This window comes from Cloacibacterium caeni (genome assembly GCF_907163105.1).
Taxonomy (GTDB): Bacteria; Bacteroidota; Bacteroidia; order Flavobacteriales; family Weeksellaceae; genus Cloacibacterium; species Cloacibacterium caeni_A.
This window is the reverse complement of the sequence record NZ_OU015321.1, coordinates 2,208,408-2,233,460: the sequence shown is the minus strand read 5'-3', so window position 1 is coordinate 2,233,460 and position 25,053 is coordinate 2,208,408. Positions and strand designations below refer to the sequence as shown.

Here is a 25,053-nt window from a genome sequence, read left to right as displayed (position 1 = left end):
TAAAAAGCTTTATTATATATATCTTATCTCTAACTACAAGTCCAAGCTCTGGGTTTAGTTCTATTTTTACATCTCCAACTGTCCAAGTTTTTCTTGGAGGATTTACCCATTCTATTTTTCTTTTTTTCCAAAATTTTATATATCCTTCTATTGCAGCTTTATAATTTACTTTTTTATCAGAATGAATATCATCTAATAATGCTCTTAAATCATCATGAGTTTGAGCTTTTTTATGTACAGATTTTAATTTTTCTCTTAATTTCAGCCAATAATCTTTGTAATGCTCATATTCTTCGTCTCTTTTGTTTTTAGAATTTTAAACCACGGTAGATTTTGCACTACCAGATTTATTTACGAAGTTCATAAATTCTGTTAACGAAATTTTAATTAATTCTTTTCCCATACTATTTTGTGTTTTTGTTGTTAATTGATTAATCTCTTCTTTCCAGTAAGCAAAACCTGCATTAAGCCTTTTTTCTGTTGTTGCAATTGGGCAAGTTTTTCTTTTTGCAGTTGCAGTTCTCTATCTGCGGTAGCTAATATTTCTGCAATGGCGGTTTGTTCTGAAAGGGAAGGGATATTTAAAGGGCAGTCTAGTATATCATCTTTTCTTAAATTTGTCTGTCCAACTCCATTATCAAACATTAAAAAATACGAATTTCTATTGAGAAGATAATACATAAAAATAGGATTTCCTTTTTTTATTTTTAATAAACCAATCCTTTGATTTAATGTATATAAATTATCTTCTTTAATTAAACAAAACTTTGCCAAAGCTTTTCCATTAGGAACATCGCTCATTACAAAAACCAAATCATTAACTTCCAATGGAGCTAAATTACTATTGGTTTTTTTTGAAATTTCTCCGTCGGTTGATATAAACTTTGAATTTACCAAAATGTATTTTCCATTTTCATCAATATCATTTTCATGTGCTTTACCATTTTTAAAAATAAACAAATCATTAATAGAATTTAGATTCCATTTTCCTTCAAACCGAGGCAAACGTTTTTTGCCAGTAAGGAGTTGTTGCATAAGGGCTTTTTTACGTTGGGTAAGTGCGTTTATTAATTGGCTTTGTTTTTCTATGGCACAGTCCCAAGTAGAAAGGCAATCTGCTATTTTCTTTTGCTCTAATAATGGTGGAAGTGGGATTTTGAGGTTTTTAACATCACTTGAATTGATTGCTGGGTAATTAGAACCAACTAATAATTTATGAAATTGTCTTTTAATAATATTACTAAATAAAAAATTAAATAAATATTCATTATGAAGTTCATTTTTGGATGTAATTACTGCAAAACCAGTAGAAGCAATTAAATCTTTTACTTCATCTCTAATGATTGTAAAGCCTTCTAGGTTTGGTCTAACAGTAGATAAAAGTACATCTCCTTTTTTTACAATTCTTCTTGCTCTTGATGGTGCATTTTTAAATTTCTGCTTACTTGTTTTTATTGAAAATTGGTCAGAATCAACATCCGACAATGAAATATAATCAAATTCATATTCTTTATCAGTATTAGAGTTTAAACTTTTTTTATCAATTTCTCCTACTTTCCCCAACTTCTTCACTTCCCAATCTTCTGGGATAAGTCCGAGTTCTGTTTGTTTGTATGTAGTGTTTTGTTTCATTGTTTTTTAGGTTTTGAACTTTTCTAAAAATTAGAATAGTTGAGTGTTTATCAAATAAGCATCAAATAAAATGTATTTAGTTTTCAGGTGTTTATATTTTTGATATGTCTTTTCATCAATTAGTCATCAAATAAGAATCCATCAGAACCAGCAGAAAAATCAAATAAGCATCAAATAAAAAACGGTTCATTATCAGTGATTTATGTTTTTGTAATCGCTATTTATCAAATAACCATCAAATAAGATTATGCCCAATAAGGTATGTATTTGGCATACTTCCGTGATTTGCTTTCAGGGTCTTCTAGTTTTACCACGCCTTCTTCTAAAGCATCTTTAATGATTCGGGATGCAATAGCTGCATTTTGATCTTCTATTTTGAAACGATCACGCAAAGATTGATTGGTCATTTTGTCGTTAGAAACGTATTTTAAACAAGCGTGCTGATAACAAGCTCTTATTTTTTCTTTCTTGTCCAAATCATTTAGAGCTTTGTAGGAATAAATAGTTACGCGTGTTTTGTGTTCTACCACCAATACGCTAATAGGTGGCAATTGATACAATTCGTTGTAGAAAAAAACTTTATCCATACCAGAGCCTTTTTCTTCGCAGAAACCCATTCTTCGCAGAAACCCATTCTTCGCATTAAGTCTGCTAATTTATCGTTTCTAGAATTATACGCATCAATAAAACGGTCTGGATTTACAATGGGTTCTCCTGGGTTTGTAAATTCGATACGGTCTTTAAATATTTCAATCATTGGAAAGCCTTTGCTATTAAGATCTTGATGGATTAATAAGTTTCCGACTAATTCACGAATGGCTATTTCTGGATACATTCTGGATTCGGTTCTAAGTGCTTTTCCAATTTCTTCATTTGCAGGCAATTGTCCATTAATCCAAGTTACCAAACCTTCAAAGCCGAGTGCATATCCTTTAGCGCCTATTTGCTCTCTTTCGGTTTCTACTTTATTGGTTCCTTTGTAAACAATAACTCTTACAGACTTTCGCTCAACAGATTCGAAATCTTTTAATTCTTTCGCAAATAATAAAGCTCCTAAATTAGTAATAGCATACTTCGAGTGAATTTTAACAATTATATTGTCATCCATCAACTTTTCAATTACGCCTTTTTGGTCTGATGGATAAGGAATTTTTAAAAGATCGAAATAGGTTTCCGTGCTTAATAATTTAATAACATCTGAAATGCTTAATCCGTCTTGTGCAATTTCTAACTCGTATGGTTTGCCAGTATTTCTCCAAATTTTTGCTTGTTTATCAGCAAACTCATTTAATTTTTTAGTAAAACTGCCTACTCTTATGTACGCTTGATGTAAAAACTCTACAGGTTGTGTTTTGGCGGCAGGTATTACAAAAAAAGAAATATGTTTATTATCGTAATCAAACTCATAAATCTGAAAATCAATTCGAGGATTAAGCCTTGTAGCCAACCACATTTCAAGCTCTTCATTTCCCTTTGCTTTGTGGGATTTTGCCTTGAAAGTAGTGCCTAAAATTTTGTGAGTATTATTTTCTATACCGAAAACTAAATAACCAAATTCTTTATTTAGGATGCAAGCACTATTTGACAATGCAGAAATTCGCTCGCCAATTTCTTCTGGAGAATGAAAATTATGCTTAAACTCTATCCACTCAGATTCTTGAGGTTGTTGCACTAATTCTTCAAGAAGCTTTTTTAAATCCGTCTCATTCATTTGTAAAAAGGTTTAATTTTTTGAGTTAATTTTTAAAAGTACACAAAATTGCGTTTTTGTTTACATTGTTTGTTTGCTCTGTACATGAATTTTCGTTTTGTGTACATAGAGTTTTTAATTTTAAAACAATTTTAGATATTCGTCCATTTGTTTTTGTACTTCTGCCAATTCGCTTTGCAGTTGCTCAATTTTTTGCTGTACTTCTGTAAGGTCTATTTCGGCTTCTTCTTCGTAAGTATCTACATATCTTGGGATATTCAAGTTGTAATCGTTTTCTTTTATCTCTTCTAACGTAGCAATATAGGCAAACTTGTCTTCTATAACGCCTGCATCTTTCTGGTTGTCATGAAAATCGGTAAAAACATCTACAATATGGTTGATATGGTTTTCGCCTAAAGAATTTTGGTTTTTACCCGCTACGAAATCTTTGCTGGCATCTATAAACAATACTTTTTCTTTATTTTTTTTCTCACGGTTAAAGATGATAATCGCCGCAGGAATTCCTGTTCCGAAAAAGAGGTTTGATGGTAAGCCTACTACCGCTTCCAAAATATCTTCGTTCAAAATTTCGGTGCGTATTCTGCCTTCCGCAGCACCCCGAAACAGAACTCCATGAGGAACTACTACGCCCGCTTTTCCGTGAGCATTTAATGATTCTATCATGTGAGAAATAAACGCCCAATCTCCTTTGGATTTTGGGGGCATTCCTCTCCAAAAACGGTTGTAACTGTCGTTTTCTAATTCTTCGGCTCCCCATTTGTCTAAAGAAAATGGAGGATTGGCAACTACCGTGTCAAACAGCATCAGTTTATCTCCTTCTTTGTGTTTTGGATTTCGCAAAGTATCTCCCCATCTAATAATAGCATTGTCGTACCCATGCAAATACATATTCATTACAGATAAAGCCCAAGTGCTACCGTTAGCTTCTTGTCCAAAAAGTGAAAAATTATTGTTTCCAACTTCTCTACCTGCTTTTATGAGCAAAGAACCAGAGCCACAAGTTGGGTCGTAGATTCTAGAACCTGGAGCAGATTTGGTGAGTTTTGCTAAAAGCGTAGAAACTTCGGCTGGAGTAAAAAATTCCCCAGCTTTTTTACCAGAATCCGAAGCAAAGTTGGCAATCAAAAACTCGTAAGCTCCGCCAATCACATCGTTGTTCTCTAAATGAGATTGAGAAAGGTCTAAAGATTTGAAATCATTTAGTAAGTTTCTTAATCTGGTGCTTTTGTCTTTGGCATCGCCTAAATTAGAAGAATTGAAATCTATATTTCTAAAAATATTAGAACCATCATGCCCACCTAATTTTTCACGGTTGGCTTCTTCTAATTCTGCCAATGCATGGTTAATCATTTCACCAATTTTCGGGCTGTTCCTGTTTTCGTAGAGATAATCGAAGCTAGAAACTTGGGGAACTACAAAACGTTCACGCTCCAAAGCACGCTGTACACGTTCTTGGTTTCCTGCGTATTTTTCTTCGTATTCTGCTTTTTTCTCGTTGTAAACATCAGTTACATATTTTAAGAAAAGCATGGTAAGAATGTAGTCTTTGTATTGCGAAGGGTCTATAATTCCACGGAAAGTATCACACGCTTTCCAAACAATGTTGTTTACGTCTTTTTGAGTGATTTTATGGCTCATTATTTTATTTTTTTATAGGTTAAAGTATTGATGTATTGGTTTTCTAATTCTATTAATTGTTTTCTGATTTTTAGTTTTTTATTTTTTAATTGGTCTAAATGTACTATGTTATTTTGGGTTTCCAAATCGGGAATTGCGATTTCTAAATCTGCTAACTCTTTTATGGAAATAGAGGGTAAAGTTTGGGTGTAAATTTTAGCATTAAATACTTTTAAAGTCTCCTCATGATTGAGATACCAAAGTAAATAATTGGGGAGAATCTCATCTGAAGTAATGGTTAAAACCAAAAAAGTAGAACCAGCAATACAATGTGGAAATTCTTCTTTGAATTCCATGGCAAAAAACCTTCTTCCTTTTGCGTTGAAGAGAATTTCACCAGCTTTTAGATAGTTCTTTTCAAAGATAGGTTTGTACATTGCATTGGGTTGAATTTCTCTGTGCAGGTTTCCATCGTCATCAAAATCGGAAGTTGTCAATAATCTTACAAAGGTATTGGTTAACTTTTCTTCGTTTCTGTTGGTGGTTTTGGTAACTACCATACCAGAACGGATTTTAGCGACATCATTTATTTTGTAAATTTTTTGCATAATATTTTTTGTACTATTACTGTACAAATGTAAAATATATCTTTTAATAAACAATAAAGAATCACAGTAAATTTTGTACTAAATACGAAAGCGCTTTTTAATTTTCTGATTATCAGTGAAATAAATTTACGGGAAATATAGAGCAATAAAAATGATGATAGTCCTTTAATACTTAACGGCGAAATTTCACAATTTGTTTTTCTTCAAGTTGCTCATGATTTTTTCTACCGCCCAACAAATTCAAAAAGGAAGCTGTTTTATTTGAATCCTTAAAAACCTCCTCAAAAGCAGAAAAAGGAATGTTATTTTCCTTTGATGTTTTTTCCAATAGCTCAATCATTTTATCTTTTCGTTCAGCATCATTTAGATTTTGCAGATTCGGAATTTTTATACTTTCCTGTAGAATCCCTTTTTTAAGTGTGTTTTCTACCGAATCCAAGTATTTTTTCTTTTCAACAGCAAAAACAGTTTTATTGGTTAACAGAGCGGAGTTTTTGCTTTTGAAGAAGGAAACCTCTTTTTTAAGACTTTCAATGTTGGTTTTTAATTCTACAATTTGTTTTTCTTTGGATTCCAGTTCTGTTTTGTTTTTGAGAAGTTGAATATTATTCGTTTTGATTGCCTTTTCGTAGTTTTCAATGGTTTTATCTGTTTTTATTTTCTGAAAACCTAGAAAGTCAGATTCTTTTACGATAAACTCCTCTGAATTTTTAGATTCCATCTCTTGTTGCATTTGGCTGTATCGTTCTTCCAAAATTTTCAAATCTTCTTCTTTTTTCTTGATTTTAAATTCAACTGCTTCTAATCTTGTTAACGAACCCGAAATACCTCTCTCCATTTCCAAACATTCCGCCGCCAAATCCTGCATTTTGGAATAATGAAACGATTGATGCTTAAGTGTTTTTCCCGTTTCCAGATCCTGCCAATCTGCCACCAAATGAGCATGATAATTTGGCTTCCATTCTTTGGTTTCTTTGTCAAAATGTCCTTCATCTTTATGAATTGCAATTTGAAAAATTCGAATCTTTAATTCTTCTTCCAATCTTTTTGATAGGTTATGCAAGTCTTGCATCGTTGTATTTTCTTTAATTACCACAACGGCTTCCCGAACTGGCATTGCATTTTTCTGTAATTTTCTGCCTGATTTTTCTTTGCAGTAGGATTCTATTTTTTGGATTTGGTCTGCAATTTTTTGTTCCATCCAATATTCATTTTTATGAGTTAAATCTTTGCGGATGTAGTCAAAAGATTTCTTTCTGAAATTATGAATTTCGGAATCAGATTTTGACGCTTTGAAATTGATTGATGTCTTCATTTTTATTAAATTTGATAATGATGTAACCTGTGTCTTTTTTACTCAGGTTACCTAATAACCTGTATCTATTTCATACAGGTTGTAAAGTGACCTTTACAGGTTAACAAGCTTGAACCTTGTACTATTTTACGCAGGTTAAAGCCTCGCAGAGCGAAGAAGAAACTTTGTTGGGAGAGTATCGACCTTCAAAGTTGCGAATGAGCTCCTAACTTTCGCCGATAGTTGATAAAAATAGGTAACCCACATAATCAGCGTTTTCTTTTGTAAGTTTGATATATTTCACTTTCCTCTTGTTCTTGTTTTGATTTCAAGTCTATCTGCTGTTTTTTTTCGATTTCAGTGTTGTTTTTGAATTGTAAATAGTCGTTCAAATCTTTATGAAGAGCATAAATTTCAGAATGATTTTTGGCTTCGGGAAATGATTTCAGAATTGAATTTTTACAAGTTTCTCCTGCTTTGTCATTGTCTAAAAACAAATGGATTTCGGAATAAATTTTTAAATGTTCTTTGGTTCTATTCAACAATGAAATAGAATTCATTACCAACAAATCGCCAATGAAGAATGGTTTCATCTCCACAAAAGACAAAGCATCCATAAATCCTTCAAAAACGACAATTCTTTTCCCTGTTTCATTTTGATTTTCATTATTGAGATTTACAATTGAAATATCTTTCTTCTGTAATGAACCTTTGTAAAATGAATTTCTAAGTTCCCAACCTCCAGAAAAATTTTCAAAACCTATAGCATAAAGTTTTTTCTCTCCAATGGCAAAATGAATTTCTTTAACTAACGGATATACTACTTTTGAAAGTCCTCTTTGATGAAGATAGCTTTTAAGATGTTCGTTTTGGAGTTTTTTGATTTCGGTGATTTGATAATTTGGTTTTGAATTTATTGAATGAATAACATTCTGCTGTTGAAAAGAAGAAAAATTTTGCTTTTCTGCCCATTCTAAAACTTCTTTTACTGATGCGTTTAGATATTTTTTCATAAAATCGACATTGTTTCCGCCAATTCCTTCGGAGTGTAAATACCAATAATTCAGATTTTTATTAATTTTAAAAGAGGCTTGGGTTTCTGTGGAAAAAGGATTGAGATACCAAGCTTCTTTTTCATTTTGTTTTGTTGGATGGTGTCCGACTGAAACGAGGACTTCTTCCAACTTTATAGAGTTGAATTGGTTGCAGTTCATAGTTGTAAAATATTATGGTTTATTTTTTGGAAATATTTTGATGAATTGATGAGGAATATTTTTAAGTTGCTGTAATTTAAAATATTACGCTTTCATCAAAGTATCATCATTTCATCAAACATTAAAATTTATGTTCATCAGTCTTTCATCAAAAATGAAGGTTTTAAAATTTGATGAGGCTTTTGATGAATAGTAAGTTATTGATTTTCTTTTCATTATCAATTAATTCATCATTTCATCAAATTTTTGAAGAATAAAATCTCTTTTTATCGTGAAATAGCGACCAGTTTTATTATTTAGATAAAAATTTCCACTGTAATCAATATCGTATTTGATATAAGCCAAAGAATTGTTCTGTGGTTCAAGTTTCCATATTTCTTTTAGGATTTTCCTCACATCATTGATTGTCCAATATTGATTTTTAAACATTCGGTTGAGCATATTCAAAATATCCTGCGGAATGACTTGGATTTCATTTTCTTCGGTACTCTCAAAAAACTCATACAAGAGCTCAATAATTTTTGATTCAAGTTTGTTATTGTTTTTCCAAACCAATTTTTGTAACGCCTTTGTTCTTATCTCAGAATCAGTAAACCACATTCGGGTTTGTTTCTGGCTACAGAACGATCTTTGAATCAGATAGCGAAGGAAATAGGGAATTTCTTTAATTAGGTTTTGAAGGAATTCAGTATTCTCTGTTTTTATAGATTTAACTTTGATAATCCAGAACCGAATTTCTTCTTCATCAATCTGAATAAAATTGTCTTCATTGTTGGAACAAAGAATGAATTTTCCAAAAAATTCAACTTCCTCACGATCTTTTCCTTTCGCTTCTTTCTTATCTTTATCGGTTGTGGAAAGGTATTTTAATCTTTCTGTAATTTCTTTCTTGTCAAAGAATACTTCATCAATAGCTACAATGAGCATTGAAGCCCAATCCGAATTGAATTGACTGCTGAAAGAATCTCCTTTAATGTAAGTCATATTCAACCCGAAAATGGATTTGAGCCATTTAATAAAGGTAGACTTTCCTGTAGAACGTTCTTTACTTACCAAACATAAAATCGGAAGCATTTGGGTAGGTTTTTCAAGTAAGATTTTGATGTAATCTAAACCCAACTCAAGCTGTTCTCCGAAAATATGTTCCATAAAGTTCAGCGAAAACTGAATTTTTTCTTTGAGAGCATCGGAATTTAGACTTTCTCCAATCGGTTGATGCGGGATTTCATTGTACATATTGTAAAACCCTTCGATTATTTTTTCATAATTCAGATGACTTGGAATACAACAAAAGCCATCGTATTTTGGAATTTGTGAAAGATAATTTTTTCCACAGTCGCTGATAATGGTTTCCCGATTCCATCGAAACAAAATGGAAATTTTATCACCTGAAATTAATGGTTTTTCTATGGTTTTGTAGTATGTTGTGCCTACTCGTAAATAGGGAATTTTTTTGTTCATTTTAAGAATGATTTTAATACGAAATTGTTAAACAATAGAAATTGTAATGCTCGAACAGAGGTTACATTCTTCGGTTTTTTCCGTATTCCAAAAGTTCCTTTTTAGAATAGTAGTATCGCCCATTAAAATTGTAATGAGGCAGACTCTTATTTTTCCGCCAGTCAATAATGGTCGGAACAGAAATGTGCAGAAATTTTGTGGCTTCGATTTGAGAAATTAAATCTTCGGGTTGTTCTTCTGCTTTTTTAACGGGTAATGTGAAGTCGGTTGCTTTTTTTAGAATAATTTCAACCGCTTTTTCCAAATCTGCTTTGGTGTGGGAATAAAGTTGTACTGACATTTGATTGTATTTTAATTATTTTAAATTCAAATGCAATAATATCAACTTAATTATTGAAAATCAAATAGTTGTGATTCGTCCAGAACAGTCTAAATTAATCCAAATTAGTCCAGAATAATTTTTTTGCAATCCAGATTAATCTAAATTAATCCAGATTAGTCTTTTCAATAAATCTTATGTTTTAACAAATTTTAACTAAAATACTTCTACTTTAACAAAGTTTAACGTTTTTTTACTTGATTCAAAAATAAAGAGTGTTGTTTTTTGATTAAAATACAAGAACTATCCATCGTCAATATTTTCAGGCATTCATAATGCTGTTGATTTTTTCTTTTACAATTTCAATCCTTTCATCAATAATCAATGGGTGTATATGTGTTTGCAAGAGTTCTTCTAAAAGACCTTTATCAATGATTTTTTGCAATTCAGATTTAATAAATTCTAAAATTCTCTCATCGCACTTTGCTATTTCATCTACAATGCTGATTCTGTTATCAATGATGTAGATAATGTCCTCAATATCATGGCTGGTTCTGTAATCTTTTCCCCTACTATTGAATGCTTCAAACTTTGTTGCAAGAAAACAAGGTGCTGATAAGATGTAAATTTCCTGATTTTTTGCTTTCACTTTCCATAAGTCTTCAAAACCTATTTTATACCAGCGATTGGTTGAACCAAAGGCGTTGTCTTCGGCAGGAATTATATCTACTGGATATTTTTTGTATGTGTAACTGCAAATAGATGTTCCATAAGGGTCTGGATGAAAACCTAATTTTCCCAATTCCTCGATTGTTTTGTGAAATTCTCCTACATTAACGATATTAATTGTAAAATCAATGTCTTTCGTGGGACGTATTTCGTCAGCTGCTGGGTCATCTGTATAAAGACTGATAACAGCTCCACCGACGAACACTACTTGCTCCCTATATTGTTGTAAACCTTCCGCTACTTCCGCAACAACTCCTATATTTATAGCCTTATTATACAATTTTTAAATATTTTTTTAGGTATTCTACTGCTAATTCTTTTTCTCTTGTTCGCCCAACACGAATAGCATCTGTGATTGCAAGTAATTCATATAGTTTTTCATCTTTCAATACTGCTTCTGGAACCGATGGATAAAGTGGTTCTATACTTTGACCTCTTGTATTTCCTTTTGCATAAGCCCAAACATACTTTTCATTACTTTGAATTTCATTATTGAGCGGTAAAGCACTATGAGCGGTTGGAATTCCTCTGACTATTGCTCCTGGCTTCTGAGGAAAAGCATATCTTATCCCATATTGTAGAAACTCGGCAAGAGCATACTTCATTACTACTTTTCCTTTTGGGTCTAATAAGCCTGAGTTTTTTGACCTTGCAACCGATTCGCTTATTTCAGCTTGGCTTATTCCTAAGTCTGCCGCAACGGAAGATTGATTCCACGAATCATTATCGAGGCTAATAATTTTTAGTAACAAAACGATGTCCTGTGGTTTCATATTTTGTTTTGAATTTTTCATATATTGCATATTGCGATATGCAATATTAATAAAAAATTTTGAATTACAAATTAGCGTTATTGCATATTGCAATATGCAATAACTTTATCCCCAGGCTTTATCCATTTGTTCGTCTGTAAAAGCCTCTGTTACTTTCATATATTTGTCCAAAACTGCATCTTTTTTGATGTTTGCAATTTTTTTAATGGCTTTCGGTTCCATTCCTAAAAGTAGAGAATTGGTTATGAATGTTTTTCTTGCGGTGTGGCTTGTAATGAATTTACATTTTGGTTGTGTTAAAGATTTTTTCTTATTCCCAACAAACCAATGAATGGTAAATGATTGTGTGATTTCTGCCAATTCACAACATTCCTTGATGTATTCGTTGAATTTTTGTGATGAAATTATAGGTAACGGTTCATAGATTGTCCCTTTGTATTTTTCCAAAATAGCTTTTGCATATTTATTGAGTTTAATGGCGTGGTTTTGGGTTTTCGTTTTCTGAATAGAAAGTACAATATGATCTTCAGAAATATTTGCTAAGTGTAATTTCGACAAATCGGAAAATCTTAATCCTGTAAAACAACCCATACAATAGAAGTCTCGGACATGGGATAGTCTATCATTATCAAAGTCTTTTTCATAAAGTTTCATAAGCTCATCAAATGATAGATAAACAATATCAATGTCGTGTTCAGCTGCTCTGAATTTTTCAAACTCTCGATTCGTGTTATATCCTTTTTCAGTTGCCCAATTTAAAAATGACTTTAAAACCTTAATTACTTTAGCAAAATAATTTTGTTTCATTTTTTTGGTTTCGTAAGAATAGTCTCTCAAATGTTCAAAAAAAGCATCGTCAATATTTTCAAATGAAATCGAATATTCATTTTCTTTACAAAAGTAGTCCAAATAATTTTTTACAGTCATTTGTCCCTTTATTGTATTTGGTGTTTTTGTTAGTTTTCCTTTTTCAATGTATTCTTTAAAGCAAGAAAAGAAATCAAATTTATTATCCGAAGGTTCTTCTTTTTTTTCAAATATTTCATTGAATTTTTCGACTGAAAAAGGAATATCATTACCCTTTAAAAAAAGAAATAACTTGTTTACTTTTTCTTCAATTAATTGTAACTCATTATTTGTTATTTCATAATTGTTGTTAGGTTCTTTTTTAAGGTTGGGTTTAACTCTATGTCCATTCCAATGGCTTTCTAAAACAGAAAATCCAGTGTTTTTTCTGATTCTTTTTCCATCGTGTCTTAGAACGAGTTGAATTGGAATTAAACCATTTTGAGCTATTTTTTCTTTTCTTAATTCAAAAACTATCTTCATTGTGAAATTTAATTTAATAAAAAATAGTAAAGGGTGGCTAAAAGGGTGGCTAAATTTGAAATTAAATTAACTAAAATTAAAAAAATAGCATAGTTCCGTTTCCCTTTATTAATCAAATGTACTGAATATAAGTGGATTAAAAACAAGAAAAATTGAGAAAAGTATTATGGTAGTCCCGTCTGGGGTACATTAAGAAGCCTTCTCTTTTGAGAAGGCTTTTTTGTTTTTTTATATTTTAGAAAATTTATTTTTTCTTAAAAGAATAAAGATAAGGTGCCTTATTTGCAGAACCGCTAAAAAGTTTTTCGTGTCTGTCTAAAATATTTAAGCTGAGCATTTTACGCTGAAAGTTGTTTCTTCTGAATTTTTCTCCCAAGATGGCTTCATACAGATTTTGCAAATCTTTCATGGTGAATTTTTCTGGCAGTAGGTTGCTTCCTACTATGTCATAGTCTAGGGTTTTTCTAAGATGTTCTAAGCCTTGTTCAATGATTTCTTTATGGTCAAAAGCCATCTCTGGTAAATCATGTACATCAAACCAAGCGCAAGTTTCATTGAACGCATCTGGGAAGGTATGAGATAAGGTATAATCTATCAACGCATAATAGCCTACAGTTACAAATCGCTTATTAATCCAGTGGTCTTTATCTGTTTCTATTCCTTTGTTAGCTAATAATTGACGGTGCGGATTGTTTTTTTCGGTTCTGTCTATTCCACCGAATGCGTAGAACTGTTGCAAATAAACGTCTTCTAAATGAGTTCTTTCATATAAAATTCTGTGTGCAGCATCGTCTAGATGTTCATCTTCGAAGATGAAACCTCCAGGAATCGCCCAAAGATTGAGTTCGTGATATTTAAGCAATAAAATTTTTAAAGAATTGTCGTGAAAGCCAAAGATTGCACAGTCTACAGATAATTGATTAATAAAGTTTTTGGTATCAATCAATTCTTGTAGGGTCATCTTATTTTTAGAGTCGTCAAGTTTCATGATCATTTTTATTTATAGACATTCTTTCTTTGATGGTAAAGAAAGAAGAAAGTATGAGTATCAAAATTAAGGGAATTGAAGCAAATAACAAGTAATAATTTGCTAAATTTTTTTGAAAAATATATGCAGTGCTTATTGAGCCTATAGAACCCCCTAAAGAAGTGAACAAAATGATGAAGGAAACCATTCTGCTTATTTTTTTCTCGGGGTAGTTGCCTAGGAACTTAGAGTTTAGCATAGGATAAAGTGGCGCAATAAAAAAGCCAATCAGTGGAAAAATAAACATTAATATCTTTATTTTTAAATCGCTTTCTTGCCCTATAAAAAATGCTGAACTGATGAGAATAATCCCAGAAATTAAGCTGGTGTAAAAGATTTTCATGGGGCTAAACCTATGAATGAGTTTTGAAGCGATTATTCTCCCTAAAAATGAGAAGAACGCCAGTAATGCAGAAGATTGTAGCGCAAAAAAAGAAGAAGAATTGAGGGATTTTTTATAAAAAGTGGGAAGCCACGAGTTGAATATTTGTTCAGCAAAAATAATGAGTGATATAATAGCCAAAAACAATAGTGAGCTTTTGTTCAGTAAAATTGTAAAGTCGATTTTTGATTTTTTTACAGGGACTGGTTCAATGTTTTTATGAGTATGGTGATGTCTTATAATTTGTATAGCTGTCCACAACGAAATAAATCCTACCAGCCAAAATCCAAATCTCCAAAATTCTTGATAATCACTACTTAGAATAAGTGCAAATTCCATGTTCACAATGAAAATTCCGAGCATAAAAGCAGCTTCGGTTCGGCTCATGGTGATAGAGAATTCTTTTTCAGTTTCTGTTGTGTTTTTGATGATGCTAAAAACACAGATTTTGCCAATAGAAAATGAAATTCCGATAAGAATGAACCATATTTTTAAAAACCAAAATTCAGTTAAAAAGGGAATACTAAAACTGCAGACGGTACAAATAAATAATGCAAATGCTAATGAAAGGTAGTAACTCTTTTTTTTAATATAATCTACCAAAAAAATAGAAACTAAAGCTATGGGAATATCCTTGAAAAATTCTAAAATTCCTAATCCTGTATAAGTATGCAGAGCGTTTTGAGAGAGCTGTAATATGATAATGCTCATTGAATTAAGGAGCATAGAAAAGACTATGAAACTTAACATTAAGTTAACATTAAGCGATTTGTTTTTCTTGTTTATTAACATAATGTTAAAAGTTGACGCTATTTTTAGTTAAAATATTTTTGAAAAAATAAGAGGTTTTACTCCTAAAAATGGATTTTGACCACTCCAAAAGTATCTCAAATAAACGAAAAATTAAAATTATTAAGAAATTATTTTTTTCTTAACTAAATTCATTTAAATTTATTGTCTCAAAATGAGATAAAAAAATATATTATGAACATGAATATTAAAAAAGGGTTAGGACTGATAGCAGTTCTTTATTTTACCTCAAGTTTTCAGGCTCAAATTAAAAGCGATTCTTCAGCTATAAAAGAGAAGAAAATAGATGAGGTGGTTCTGATTGGTTATGGTTCTGTAAAAAAGAAAAATGCAACCAGTGCAATTGAAAACATTAAAGCAGATGTTTTTGAAGACAGACCAATTTATAACGTGACGCAAGCTTTGCAAGGAACAGCAGCGGGTGTAAGTGTAGTACAAAACTCGGGTAAACCAGGGCAGGCTTTAAACATTAAAATCAGAGGGAATAACTCTATTTCTTCTGGTGTAGATCCACTTTATGTAGTAGATGGAATTCAGACCAAAGATATTAGTGGAATTAACCCAGATGACATTGTAGATATTACCGTTCTTAAAGACGCAACTTCTACTGCAATCTATGGTATTAATGGTTCTGCTGGTGTAGTAATTGTTACGACTAAAAGAGGAAAAACAAATAAATCTCAACTTAACTTTAATGCATATTGGGGATTCTCTAAAATTTCTAATAATGTAGATGTATTGAATATTGACCAATATAAAGCATTAATGGCAGACATTAATGCAAATGGAGGAAATGATTATTTGCCAACGATTAATAATCCTAGATATGCAGGAATTAGTACAGATTGGGAAAAAGAAGTTTTCAAAACAGGTTTTGACCAAAACTATAATGTGAATTATTCTTTTGGTAATGAAGCTATAAAAGGGTATTCAGCTTTAGGTTATCAAGGAATTGATGGTACAGTTGCTCCTTCTAGATTTGATAGAGTTTCTGCAAAAATTAACCTAGATGCAAAAGTAACGAACTGGTTAAAAGTAAACTCTACGTTAAACTACTTTAACACAAAATTCAAAAATACCAACGATAATGCTGCAGGTGCTAGAGCAGGGGTTATTTTAAGTACTCTTACTACTCCTACATTTATGCCAGCTTACGCTAACCAGCTTATGGTAAGAGATGTAGATGCTTCTGGTAACTATATTGATGGTTATAAAGATGGTCAGTTTGCAATGAACCCATTCACAGCAGGTTGGGAAAACCCAGTAGCATTCCAATATAGAGGATATGATGATACCAACACTCAGAGATTCTTATCGAATATTGGTTTGGAAGTAAATATTCTTAAAAATTTAGTGTATAAACCAAGCGTTTCATTAGATTATGTAGATGTAGAAAACGAAACGTTCATTGATCCTTTTAAATCAGTTTATGGAAGACAAGAAAAAGGAACAGGAAGTAGAACTAATTCTACATACAAAGATTTCAATGTTGAAAACACTTTAACGTATACTTTTAAAACAGGAGCTCATGATTTCAACCTTATTGGAGGTCATCAATTGCATGAGCGTAACAATAAGGTGCAATATTATTGGGGTAATCAATTCCCTTCTGATGTAACTACATTTGAGTTTGAAAAATCTCAAAACGGTAATAAAGTATACAGAGAAGAAACCCTTAGAGAATTATCTTTCTTCGGAAGAATGGTATACACTTATGATAATAAATATACCTTAATGGGAGTATTCCGTCAAAATGGTAGTTCTGCATTACAACCAGGAAAAAAATGGGGATTCTTCCCAGGTGTTTCTGGTTCTTGGTTAGTGTCTAACGAAAATTTCTTAAAAGATAACAACTCTATTTCTGAACTTAAATTAAGAGGAGGTTGGGGTAAAACAGGTAACGCATCTGGTATTCCTTTCTATGCTTCTTATAATCTAGACAGATTAAACAGAGATGGAGGTGTTTGGGAAACTGCTCAATGGGGTACAGATATAGGTTGGGAAGTTACAACAGATACCAACTTTGGGGTAGATTTAGCCTTTTTGAACAATAAAATTAAATTCTCTGCAGATTTCTATAAAAGAATTACTGATGATTTAATTATGCCAATCGAAATGGGTCCTACAGTTGGTAACATCCTAAGAAACGTAGGTTCTATGGAAAATAAAGGGATGGAATTCACCCTTAATACTGCTAATATTAAGAATGAAAACTTCACTTGGAATACTAATTTTAACATTTCATTCAATAAAAATAAAGTCAATGAGTTAAAATACATGCCTGTTATAAACAAAGTATTTATTGAAGGTATGGATAATTTAGTAAGATTTACTGCGGGTCAGCCTTTAGGTTCTTTCTATGGTTATCAAATGCAAGGAGTAGATCCACAAACAGGGGACATTGTTTATAATGACCTTAATGGAAATGGAAACTTTGATACAGGTGACCGTACTTTCATAGGAAATCCAAATCCTGATTATACATTCGGTTTCTCTAATAATTTTACTTACAAAAACTGGTACTTAGATACATTAATTACAGGTTCTGTAGGAAATGATATCTATAACGCTTCTAGATTCGAACTAGAATTAATGAATGATTTCAAAAATCAATCTACAGCAGTACTTGATAGATGGACCACAGTAGGACAAGTAACTAATGTACCAAGAGCAAACTCTCTTTCTGCGATGGTAATTTCTGATAGATTCGTAGAAGATGGATCTTACGTAAAACTTAAAAATGTAACTTTAGGGTACAATTTCAAAAATCCTTTTAAAGGAGTTAGCAAGCTAAATGTTTATGTAACAGGTCAAAACCTATATACCATTACAGACTATTCAGGATTTGATCCAGAGGTAAATGCTTTCGCAAGTTCTAACGGAATCTTAGGTATTGACTATGGTACTTATCCACAAGTGAGAACAGTTGTAGTTGGTCTAAAAGCTAATTTTTAATCATTATTAATATAAAATATTATGAAACTTAATAAAACCATAAATTATTTAATTTTAGGCGTAGGTATGTCTTTTGGAGCGGTTTCTTGTTCAGACTATTTAGACACCAATCCCATTACAGAGAAGCCAAGAGAGCTAACAGAGGCTCCTTACAAAACTGCTACTGACGCAGAAGATTTAATGAATACTATCTATAATGATTTAGGTAATGAATATTGGCAATTAGATTACTTCTTTAATGGTGATGCACAAACTGATGTTGCTTATCAAGGTGGAGACAACCCTCAAAACGCACAACAATCCGAGTACAGAATCATTGCTACCAATAGTAATGTAAGCAGAGACTGGAACTACATTTACGGGCGTATTAACAACTGTAATAAAGTAATCAATTATGTAGATAAAATCCCTGATACATCTCTTTCTGCACAAAGAAGAAAAGAAATGATCGCGGAAGCTTCTGTAATGAGAGCAATGTATTATTTCCACGCTGTACAACTTTGGGGAGACGTACCATTAGTTACACAAGCTGTAATCGGAGTAACTGCAGAAAACTTTGAAGAAGTGTATGCACAAGTTTATCCAGCAAGAAAACCAGTGAACGAAGTATATGCTCTTATCATTTCTGATTTAGAAGGTGCTTTAGCTAATGTACCCGCAAGTTCTAATAAATATAGAGCTTCTAAAGGTGCTGCTTTATCTCTTTTAGCTCAAGTGTATGCAACTAAACCAAGCCCTGATTTTACTAAAGTAGTTACTTATACAGATCAATTAATGACTGAAGGATACAGTCTTTTACAAACTTATGACCATTTGTTTGATTCTGAACACGAAGCAAACGCAGAATCTATTTTCGAAATCAATGGAAATGGAAGCAGTGTTTGGTGGTGGGGAACTTTCATGTTCATCGGAACAGACTGGAAAAAATTCAATACTCCATCTAATGATTTAATTAAATCTTTTGATGCTCAAGGAGATGCAATCAGAAAAGCTTCTACAGTTAAGTTTGAACCAGTAGGTTGGTCAGATAAATATTGGAGCAGCTCTAGCTATCCATTTGCTTGGAAACAAAGAGAGCAAAGCGGAAACCAAAATGTTTACATCTTTAGATATGCAGATTTACTTCTTCTAAGAGCTGAGGCTAAAGTAAGATTAGGAGATTACACAGGTGCTGCAGCTTTAGTAAACCAAGTAAGAGCAAGAGTTAATTTAGCTCCTATCACAATTACTGGTGCAACTGATGGTATCAACAAAGTGCTAGAAGAAAGAAAACTAGAATTAGCATTCGAAGGACAACGTTGGTTTGACCTTAAGAGAACAGGAAAAGCTGTTGAAATTATTAAAAACAGAAAAGATGCTAGCGGAAACCCTCTAAGTTATGCTGCTAACATTACAGAACAAAAATTACTTTGGCCTATTCCTCAATCTCAGATTGATAATAATCCTAATTTAACTCAAAACGCTGGTTATTAATCTTATATCAAATTAGAATTTTTATAACCTCATTCTAAAAAAATTGCTGCGCATATTATCGTGCAGCAGTTTTTTTGAATATTAAAAATAAATGTTATGGTTCTAAAAAAAATCATATCCGCCTTAGTTTTAGGCTCTATAGCTTCTCTTATCTCATGTAATTCTTTTACAAAAATAGAAGCTCCAAAAACAATAGAATATTGGCAAACGAATGCTGATGAAACTTTAAAACTTCAAAAACAAAACAATCTTGTTTTTGATAATCCACAAAATAATTTCCAAAATATTCTCATCAATCCTTCAGAAAAATTCCAAACCGTAGATGGTTTTGGGTATACTCTTACCGGAGGAAGCGTAGAGGTAATCAATCAATTATCTCCAGCGAAGAAAAAAGAACTTCTTCAAGATATTTTCGGAAAATCCATAGGCGTAAGTTATCTTAGATTAAGCATTGGCGCATCAGATCTTAACAGTTCTGTCTTTTCTTATGATGATGTTCCCGCAGGTCAAACAGACGAAGACCTGAGCGAATTCAGCTTAGCAAAAGACCAACCAGTGATTGATATGTTAAAAGAAATTTTAGCCATTAATCCAGATATTAAAATTATTGGCGCACCTTGGTCACCACCAGTTTGGATGAAAGATAATGGGAGTAGTATTGGCGGAAGTCTAAAACCAGAATTCTACCAAGTTTATGCAGAATATTTTGTGAAATATATTAAGGAAATGAAGAAAAACGGAATCACCATTCATGCCATTACTCCTCAAAACGAACCATTGCATCCTGGGAATAACCCAAGTATGTATATGACTGCAGAACAACAAAGAGATTTCATAAAAAACAATTTAGGTCCTGCTTTTAGAGCAGCCAATATTGCTACAAAAATAGTATTGTACGACCATAATTGCGATAAACCAGAATATCCTATTACCATTCTCCAAGACCCTGAAGCTGCACAATATGTAGACGGATCAGCGTTTCACCTTTATGCGGGAGATGTTTCTGCTCTTGGTGTTGTAAAGAACGCTTTTCCAAATAAAAATCTGTATTTCACAGAACAATGGACGGGTTCTACAGGAACTTTTGCGGGAGACTTCATTTGGCATACCAAAAATGTAATTATTGGAACCATGAGAAATTGGAGCAAAATTGCATTAGAATGGAATTTAGCAAATGATGCACAATTCCAGCCATTTACTCCAGGAGGTTGTACTCAATGTAAAGGAGCAATCACTATCAATTCCTCTGATTCTTACACTAAAAATGTAGCGTATTATATTATTGCTCACGCTTCTAAATTTGTACCTCAAAATTCACAAAGAATAGGTTCTACACAAGTAGGAAATTTAAGTACAGTAGCTTTTAAAACGCCAGAAGGCAAAATAGCTTTAATCGTTTTAAACGAAGGAGCAGAAGTTGAAAATTTTAATATTACCTTTGATGGTAAATCTGTAGCCACTTCATTACCATCTAATTCAGTGGCTACCTACACCTTTTAAAAAATAAAATTTATGAAAAAAATACTTCTTTCATTAGTTTTAGCAGGATTGGGAATAAATATTTCGGCACAGAAATCAATCGACCAAAAAGTTACAGAGCTGATGGCGAAAATGACTTTGGAAGAAAAAATAGGACAGCTCAATCAATACAATGATGATATTACAGCAACTGGTCCTATTACGAAAGATGCAGACAAAGCTGGTCAAGTTCGTGCAGGGAAACTAGGCTCTATTCTAAACGCTATCGGTGTTAAAAATACGAAGAACTGGCAAGACCAAGCCATGCAGTCTCGTCTTAAAATTCCTTTACTTTTTGGGCAAGATGTTATTCATGGTTTTAGAACTACTTTTCCTATTCCGTTAGGCGAAACCGCTACTTGGGATATGAATTTAATTGAAAAATCTGCTAGAATTGCAGCCACGGAAGCTTCAGCTTATGGAATTCACTGGACTTTTGCACCAATGGTAGATATAGGAAGAGATCCAAGATGGGGACGCGTAATGGAAGGAGCAGGTGAAGACACCTATTTAGGAACATTAGTAGGAAAAGCTAGAGTAAAAGGTTTCCAAGGAAATGGCTTAGGAAATAAAGATGCAGTAATGGCTTGTGCTAAACATTTTGCAGCTTATGGAGCTGCAGTTGGCGGAAGAGATTACAATTCTGTAGATATGAGCCTTAGACAATTGCACGAAACGTATTTGCCACCTTTCAAAGCGGTGTCTGATATAGGAGTAGCTACTTTTATGAATTCTTTTAATGATATCAATGGAATTCCTGCCACTGGTAATAAATATTTACAAAGAGATTTGCTAAAAGGCGCTTGGAATTTCCAAGGGTTTGTAGTTTCTGACTGGGGAAGTATTGGCGAAATGATTCCTCACGGTTTTGCTAAAGACAATAAAGATGCTGCTCTGAAAGCAATTATCGCGGGAAGTGATATGGATATGGAAAGCCGTTCTTATACTAATCATTTAGCAGAATTGGTAAAAGAAGGAAAAGTAGATATTCAGTTAGTAGATGATGCGGTTCGCAGAATTTTGACTAAAAAATATGAACTTGGACTTTTTGATGACCCTTATCGTTTCATCAATGAAAAGAGAGAAAAAGAACAAGCCAATAATCCAGAACACAGAAAATTTGCAAGAGAAATTGGTGCGAAAAGTATCGTTTTATTAAAAAATGAAAATCAATTATTACCACTTTCTCCTACCACAAAAAAAGTGGCCATTATTGGTCCATTTGCGAAAGCTACAGTAGAAAATCACGGTTTTTGGTCTATTGCTTTTCCAGATGATAGCCAAAGAATTGTAACTCAGTTTGATGGAATTAAAGCTCAATTGGATAAAAATTCAGAATTGCTTTATGCGAAAGGATGTAACGCAAATGACAATGATAAATCTCTATTTGCAGAAGCGGTAGAAACAGCCAAGAAAGCAGACGTAGTGATTATGACTTTAGGCGAAGGCCATGCAATGAGCGGCGAAGCAAAAAGCAGAAGCAATATCCATTTTTCTGGAGTTCAGGAAGATTTATTGAAAGAAATTGCCAAAACAGGAAAACCAATTATTTTAATGATTAATGCCGGTCGTCCTTTGGTTTTTGATTGGGCTTCAGAAAACATTCCTACCATTGTTTACACTTGGTGGTTAGGTACAGAAGCTGGAAATTCTATTGCAGATGTACTTTTCGGGAAAATAAATCCTGGCGGTAAATTGCCGATGACTTTTCCTAGAACTGAAGGTCAAATTCCTATCTATTACAATCATTACAATACAGGAAGACCTGCTAAAAATAATACAGACAGAAACTATGTTTCAGCGTATATTGACTTAGATAATGATCCAGCTTATCCATTTGGATTTGGTTTGAGTTACACTACATTTCAATATTCTGACGTAAACGTAAGTGCTACTCAACTGAAAGGTAATCAAACTTTGACGGCTTCAGTTACGCTTACCAATTCAGGAAATTATGACGGAGAAGAGGTGGTTCAGTTGTACATCAGAGATTTAGTAGGAAAAGTTGTTCGTCCTGTAAAAGAACTGAAAGGTTTTCAAAAAATATTCTTGAAAAAAGGAGAAAGCAAAACCGTTTCTTTTAACATTACACCAGAAGATTTAAAATTCTATGATGATGAACTCACTTTCGATTGGGAATCAGGAGAATTTGACATCATGATAGGCACCAATTCTGCTCAGGTAAAAACCAAAAGAGTAAATTGGGAAAAATAACATCCTTAAAAAATTAACCTTATAAGAAATAAATCTTAAAGGGAATTAAAATGAAAAAATCAATCAGCGTATTCTTATTATTGACCATTCAATTATTGATGGCAAATGTTTCTTTACCATATATTTTCTCAGACAATTTGGTGTTGCAGAGAAATTCTAAAATTCCAGTTTGGGGTTTTGCATCACCTCATGAAAAAGTGTTGGTAAGTTTTAAAAATCAAACCAAATCCACTGTTGCTGACCAAAATGGCAATTGGAAAGTAGATTTAGACCAAGAAAAAGAAGGTGGTCCTTTTACATTGACGATTAAAGGAAATAATGAAATTATTTTCAAAAATGTTTTGGTAGGAGATGTTTGGTTATGCAGCGGACAAAGCAATATGGAGTGGGCGCTTTCGTCTTCTGAAGGTTATAAAGAAGAGCTTAATCAAAAAGAATTTCCGCTCATTAGACATATTAAAGTTGAAAGAAAAATAAATTCTTTACCTCAAAATAACCTTGCGAAAACAGAATGGAATGTTGCGAATGCTTCCAATATTGGAGATTTTTCTGCAGTAGCCTATTTTTTTGCTAAAAAAATGTATCACGAAAGACAAGTTCCTATCGGAATCATTAATTCTTCTTGGGGCGGAACTGTAATCGAAGCGTGGATTCCTAAAAACGCATTCGAGCAATCGCCTTATTTTAAAGAAATGATTGCCAATATGCCACAAATAGACATAGAAAGTCTTCAACAGAAAAATTTCGAGGCTAAAACTGCTTTTTTTGAGAAAAAACTGAATGCTAAAATTGCAGATTTTAATCAAGAACAATTCTTGAGTGCAGATTATAACGCTTCTGCTTTAAAAGATTTATATGTTCCAAAAGCTTGGGAACAACAAGGTTTCGAAGGTTTAGACGGAGTTGCTTGGGTTAGAAAAACCATTGTTCTTTCAGACGAAGATCTTGCAGGAAATGCGGTGCTGTATTTAGGAAAAATTGATGACGAAGACCTTACTTATTTTAATGGAAAATTAGTGGGACAAATGAAGCAATGGTCAGATGATAGAATTTATACCATTCCGAAAGAAATTTTAAAAAAAGGAGAGAATATCATTGCAGTAAAGGTTAATGATACTGGTGGTGGCGGTGGTTTGTGGAATAATGATGATGAGGTGAAACTAGTCACCGCTCAAAAAAGTATTCCATTGGCAGGAAATTGGAAATTTGCTGTAGAAAAAATTTATGCAGCCATCAATCAAAATGAATTTCCTTCTTTGATTTACAATACCATGATTCACCCGATTGAAGATTTTAGAATTTCTGGAATGCTTTGGTATCAAGGAGAATCAAATGCAGAGAGAGCATATGAATATAACCAAAGTTTCCCACTATTGATTAACAGTTGGAGACAGAAATTTGGAGAAAACTTACCTTTTTATTTCGTTCAATTAGCCACTTTTAACACTAAAGGAGACAGTAATGAAGGTTGCGATTGGTGTGAAGTGCGAGATGCTCAACTGAATACTACCAAAATGAAAAACACTGGAATGGTAGTAACTACCGATGTTGGAAATCCGAATGATATTCACCCAAAAAATAAAAAAACAGTAGGAGAAAGATTGGCTAATTTAGCCTTAAATAATGGTCTGAAAAGCTCAATTTATCAAAAATCAACGGTAAAAGGAAATAAAATTACCATCAGCTTTAATACGAAGGAAAAATTAGTTTCTAAAAATAATGAAATCTTAAAAGGTTTTGAAATTGCAGGAAATGACCAAAAATTCTATCCTGCAAAAGCAGAAATTAAGAAAAATAAAATTGTAGTTACATCCGAAAAGGTTAGTAATCCCGTTGCTGTAAGATATGGTTGGAAAGGAGATGATTCAGAAATTAATCTTTTCACCGAAAAAGGATTGCCTATAGCGCCATTTAGAACAGATTCTTTTAAACTTTCTACAGAAAACAAAAAATATCAGTTCGAGTTAAAATAATTTTCATCAAGAAT

Annotated in this window: 19 protein-coding genes; 5 read left to right on the top strand and 14 right to left on the bottom strand. The window is 32.6% G+C overall.

Features of this window, described 5'->3' with window-relative positions; all coding sequences use genetic code 11:
- Positions 1-423 precede the first annotated feature (423 nt).
- The 14 genes from KKQ76_RS10400 to KKQ76_RS10340 all read right to left on the bottom strand — a co-directional run bounded on the left by KKQ76_RS10400 (position 424) and on the right by KKQ76_RS10340 (position 14,888).
- Entirely contained in the window at positions 424-1,632 is a 1,209-nt protein-coding gene (locus tag KKQ76_RS10400; RefSeq protein ID WP_213197082.1) for a restriction endonuclease subunit S, read from the bottom strand.
- 245 nt (positions 1,633-1,877) lie between these two features.
- The gene (locus tag KKQ76_RS12745) at positions 1,878-2,219 is read right to left on the bottom strand and encodes a hypothetical protein (protein WP_246501390.1); all 342 of its coding nucleotides are present in this window, start codon (positions 2,217-2,219) and stop codon (positions 1,878-1,880) included.
- Positions 2,156-3,343, bottom strand: coding sequence for an RNA-binding domain-containing protein (locus tag KKQ76_RS10395; RefSeq protein WP_246501389.1), 1,188 nt, complete (start codon positions 3,341-3,343; stop codon positions 2,156-2,158). The genes KKQ76_RS12745 and KKQ76_RS10395 overlap by 64 nt, the downstream gene beginning before the upstream one ends.
- Before the next feature lie 120 nt (positions 3,344-3,463).
- Positions 3,464-4,981 carry a type I restriction-modification system subunit M gene (locus KKQ76_RS10390; RefSeq protein WP_213197081.1) on the bottom strand — a complete coding sequence of 506 codons (1,518 nt, stop codon included), beginning with the start codon at positions 4,979-4,981 and terminating at the stop codon, positions 3,464-3,466.
- Entirely contained in the window at positions 4,981-5,568 is a 588-nt protein-coding gene (locus tag KKQ76_RS10385; RefSeq protein ID WP_213197080.1) for a restriction endonuclease subunit S, read from the bottom strand. Before KKQ76_RS10385 ends, KKQ76_RS10390 begins: the two co-directional genes overlap by 1 nt.
- Positions 5,569-5,740: 172 nt before the next feature.
- Entirely contained in the window at positions 5,741-6,883 is a 1,143-nt protein-coding gene (locus tag KKQ76_RS10380; RefSeq protein WP_213197079.1) for a hypothetical protein, read from the bottom strand.
- Positions 6,884-7,131: 248 nt separating this feature from the next.
- Complete coding sequence (locus KKQ76_RS10375) at positions 7,132-8,076, bottom strand: toprim domain-containing protein (RefSeq protein WP_213197078.1); 945 nt, start codon at positions 8,074-8,076, stop codon at positions 7,132-7,134.
- A 222-nt stretch (positions 8,077-8,298) separates the two neighbouring features.
- A complete protein-coding gene (locus KKQ76_RS10370; protein WP_213197077.1) occupies positions 8,299-9,537 on the bottom strand; it encodes a primase-helicase family protein in 1,239 nt (412 codons plus the stop codon).
- Between the two features lie 61 nt (positions 9,538-9,598).
- The gene (locus KKQ76_RS10365) at positions 9,599-9,877 is read right to left on the bottom strand and encodes a helix-turn-helix domain-containing protein (RefSeq protein ID WP_213197076.1); all 279 of its coding nucleotides are present in this window, start codon (positions 9,875-9,877) and stop codon (positions 9,599-9,601) included.
- A gap of 301 nt (positions 9,878-10,178) precedes the next feature.
- Complete coding sequence (locus tag KKQ76_RS10360; RefSeq protein ID WP_213197075.1) at positions 10,179-10,865, bottom strand: nucleotidyl transferase AbiEii/AbiGii toxin family protein; 687 nt, start codon at positions 10,863-10,865, stop codon at positions 10,179-10,181.
- On the bottom strand, positions 10,858-11,379 hold the full coding sequence (locus KKQ76_RS10355; protein WP_213197074.1) for a hypothetical protein: 522 nt from the start codon (positions 11,377-11,379) through the stop codon (positions 10,858-10,860). Before KKQ76_RS10355 ends, KKQ76_RS10360 begins: the two co-directional genes overlap by 8 nt.
- 84 nt (positions 11,380-11,463) lie before the next feature.
- Positions 11,464-12,687, bottom strand: coding sequence for a site-specific integrase (locus KKQ76_RS10350; RefSeq protein ID WP_213197073.1), 1,224 nt, complete (start codon positions 12,685-12,687; stop codon positions 11,464-11,466).
- Between the two features lie 244 nt (positions 12,688-12,931).
- Positions 12,932-13,675, bottom strand: coding sequence for an NUDIX hydrolase (locus KKQ76_RS10345; protein WP_213197072.1), 744 nt, complete (start codon positions 13,673-13,675; stop codon positions 12,932-12,934).
- Positions 13,665-14,888 (bottom strand): MFS transporter, encoded by a 1,224-nt coding sequence (locus tag KKQ76_RS10340; RefSeq protein ID WP_213197071.1) that lies wholly within the window; start codon positions 14,886-14,888, stop codon positions 13,665-13,667. Before KKQ76_RS10340 ends, KKQ76_RS10345 begins: the two co-directional genes overlap by 11 nt.
- 192 nt (positions 14,889-15,080) lie before the next feature.
- On the opposite strand from KKQ76_RS10340, the gene KKQ76_RS10335 reads away from it, so the two are divergent.
- From KKQ76_RS10335 to KKQ76_RS10315, 5 genes are all read left to right on the top strand, one after another.
- Complete coding sequence (locus tag KKQ76_RS10335; RefSeq protein WP_213197070.1) at positions 15,081-17,861, top strand: SusC/RagA family TonB-linked outer membrane protein; 2,781 nt, start codon at positions 15,081-15,083, stop codon at positions 17,859-17,861.
- Positions 17,862-17,882: 21 nt separating this feature from the next.
- On the top strand, positions 17,883-19,334 hold the full coding sequence (locus KKQ76_RS10330; protein ID WP_246501388.1) for a RagB/SusD family nutrient uptake outer membrane protein: 1,452 nt from the start codon (positions 17,883-17,885) through the stop codon (positions 19,332-19,334).
- Between the two features lie 96 nt (positions 19,335-19,430).
- Positions 19,431-20,834 (top strand): glycoside hydrolase family 30 protein, encoded by a 1,404-nt coding sequence (locus KKQ76_RS10325; protein ID WP_213197069.1) that lies wholly within the window; start codon positions 19,431-19,433, stop codon positions 20,832-20,834.
- A gap of 12 nt (positions 20,835-20,846) precedes the next feature.
- Complete coding sequence (locus KKQ76_RS10320; protein WP_213197068.1) at positions 20,847-23,066, top strand: glycoside hydrolase family 3 N-terminal domain-containing protein; 2,220 nt, start codon at positions 20,847-20,849, stop codon at positions 23,064-23,066.
- A gap of 50 nt (positions 23,067-23,116) precedes the next feature.
- Positions 23,117-25,039 (top strand): sialate O-acetylesterase, encoded by a 1,923-nt coding sequence (locus KKQ76_RS10315; protein WP_213197067.1) that lies wholly within the window; start codon positions 23,117-23,119, stop codon positions 25,037-25,039.
- The last annotated feature ends 14 nt before the right edge of the window (positions 25,040-25,053 follow it).

Bases quoted from the DNA above. Each gene is read 5' to 3' on its own strand.
- KKQ76_RS10400 (WP_213197082.1), bottom strand. From the start codon at position 1,632: ATGAAACAAAACACTACATACAAACAAACAGAACTCGGACTTATCCCA.
- KKQ76_RS12745 (WP_246501390.1), bottom strand. From the start codon at position 2,219: ATGGATAAAGTTTTTTTCTACAACGAATTGTATCAATTGCCACCTATT.
- KKQ76_RS10395 (WP_246501389.1), bottom strand. From the start codon at position 3,343: ATGAATGAGACGGATTTAAAAAAGCTTCTTGAAGAATTAGTGCAACAA.
- KKQ76_RS10390 (WP_213197081.1), bottom strand. From the start codon at position 4,981: ATGAGCCATAAAATCACTCAAAAAGACGTAAACAACATTGTTTGGAAA.
- KKQ76_RS10385 (WP_213197080.1), bottom strand. From the start codon at position 5,568: ATGCAAAAAATTTACAAAATAAATGATGTCGCTAAAATCCGTTCTGGT.
- KKQ76_RS10380 (WP_213197079.1), bottom strand. From the start codon at position 6,883: ATGAAGACATCAATCAATTTCAAAGCGTCAAAATCTGATTCCGAAATT.
- KKQ76_RS10375 (WP_213197078.1), bottom strand. From the start codon at position 8,076: ATGAACTGCAACCAATTCAACTCTATAAAGTTGGAAGAAGTCCTCGTT.
- KKQ76_RS10370 (WP_213197077.1), bottom strand. From the start codon at position 9,537: ATGAACAAAAAAATTCCCTATTTACGAGTAGGCACAACATACTACAAA.
- KKQ76_RS10365 (WP_213197076.1), bottom strand. From the start codon at position 9,877: ATGTCAGTACAACTTTATTCCCACACCAAAGCAGATTTGGAAAAAGCG.
- KKQ76_RS10355 (WP_213197074.1), bottom strand. From the start codon at position 11,379: ATGAAAAATTCAAAACAAAATATGAAACCACAGGACATCGTTTTGTTA.
- KKQ76_RS10350 (WP_213197073.1), bottom strand. From the start codon at position 12,687: ATGAAGATAGTTTTTGAATTAAGAAAAGAAAAAATAGCTCAAAATGGT.
- KKQ76_RS10345 (WP_213197072.1), bottom strand. From the start codon at position 13,675: ATGAAACTTGACGACTCTAAAAATAAGATGACCCTACAAGAATTGATT.
- KKQ76_RS10340 (WP_213197071.1), bottom strand. From the start codon at position 14,888: ATGTTAATAAACAAGAAAAACAAATCGCTTAATGTTAACTTAATGTTA.
- KKQ76_RS10335 (WP_213197070.1), top strand. From the start codon at position 15,081: ATGAACATGAATATTAAAAAAGGGTTAGGACTGATAGCAGTTCTTTAT.
- KKQ76_RS10330 (WP_246501388.1), top strand. From the start codon at position 17,883: ATGAAACTTAATAAAACCATAAATTATTTAATTTTAGGCGTAGGTATG.
- KKQ76_RS10325 (WP_213197069.1), top strand. From the start codon at position 19,431: ATGGTTCTAAAAAAAATCATATCCGCCTTAGTTTTAGGCTCTATAGCT.
- KKQ76_RS10320 (WP_213197068.1), top strand. From the start codon at position 20,847: ATGAAAAAAATACTTCTTTCATTAGTTTTAGCAGGATTGGGAATAAAT.
- KKQ76_RS10315 (WP_213197067.1), top strand. From the start codon at position 23,117: ATGAAAAAATCAATCAGCGTATTCTTATTATTGACCATTCAATTATTG.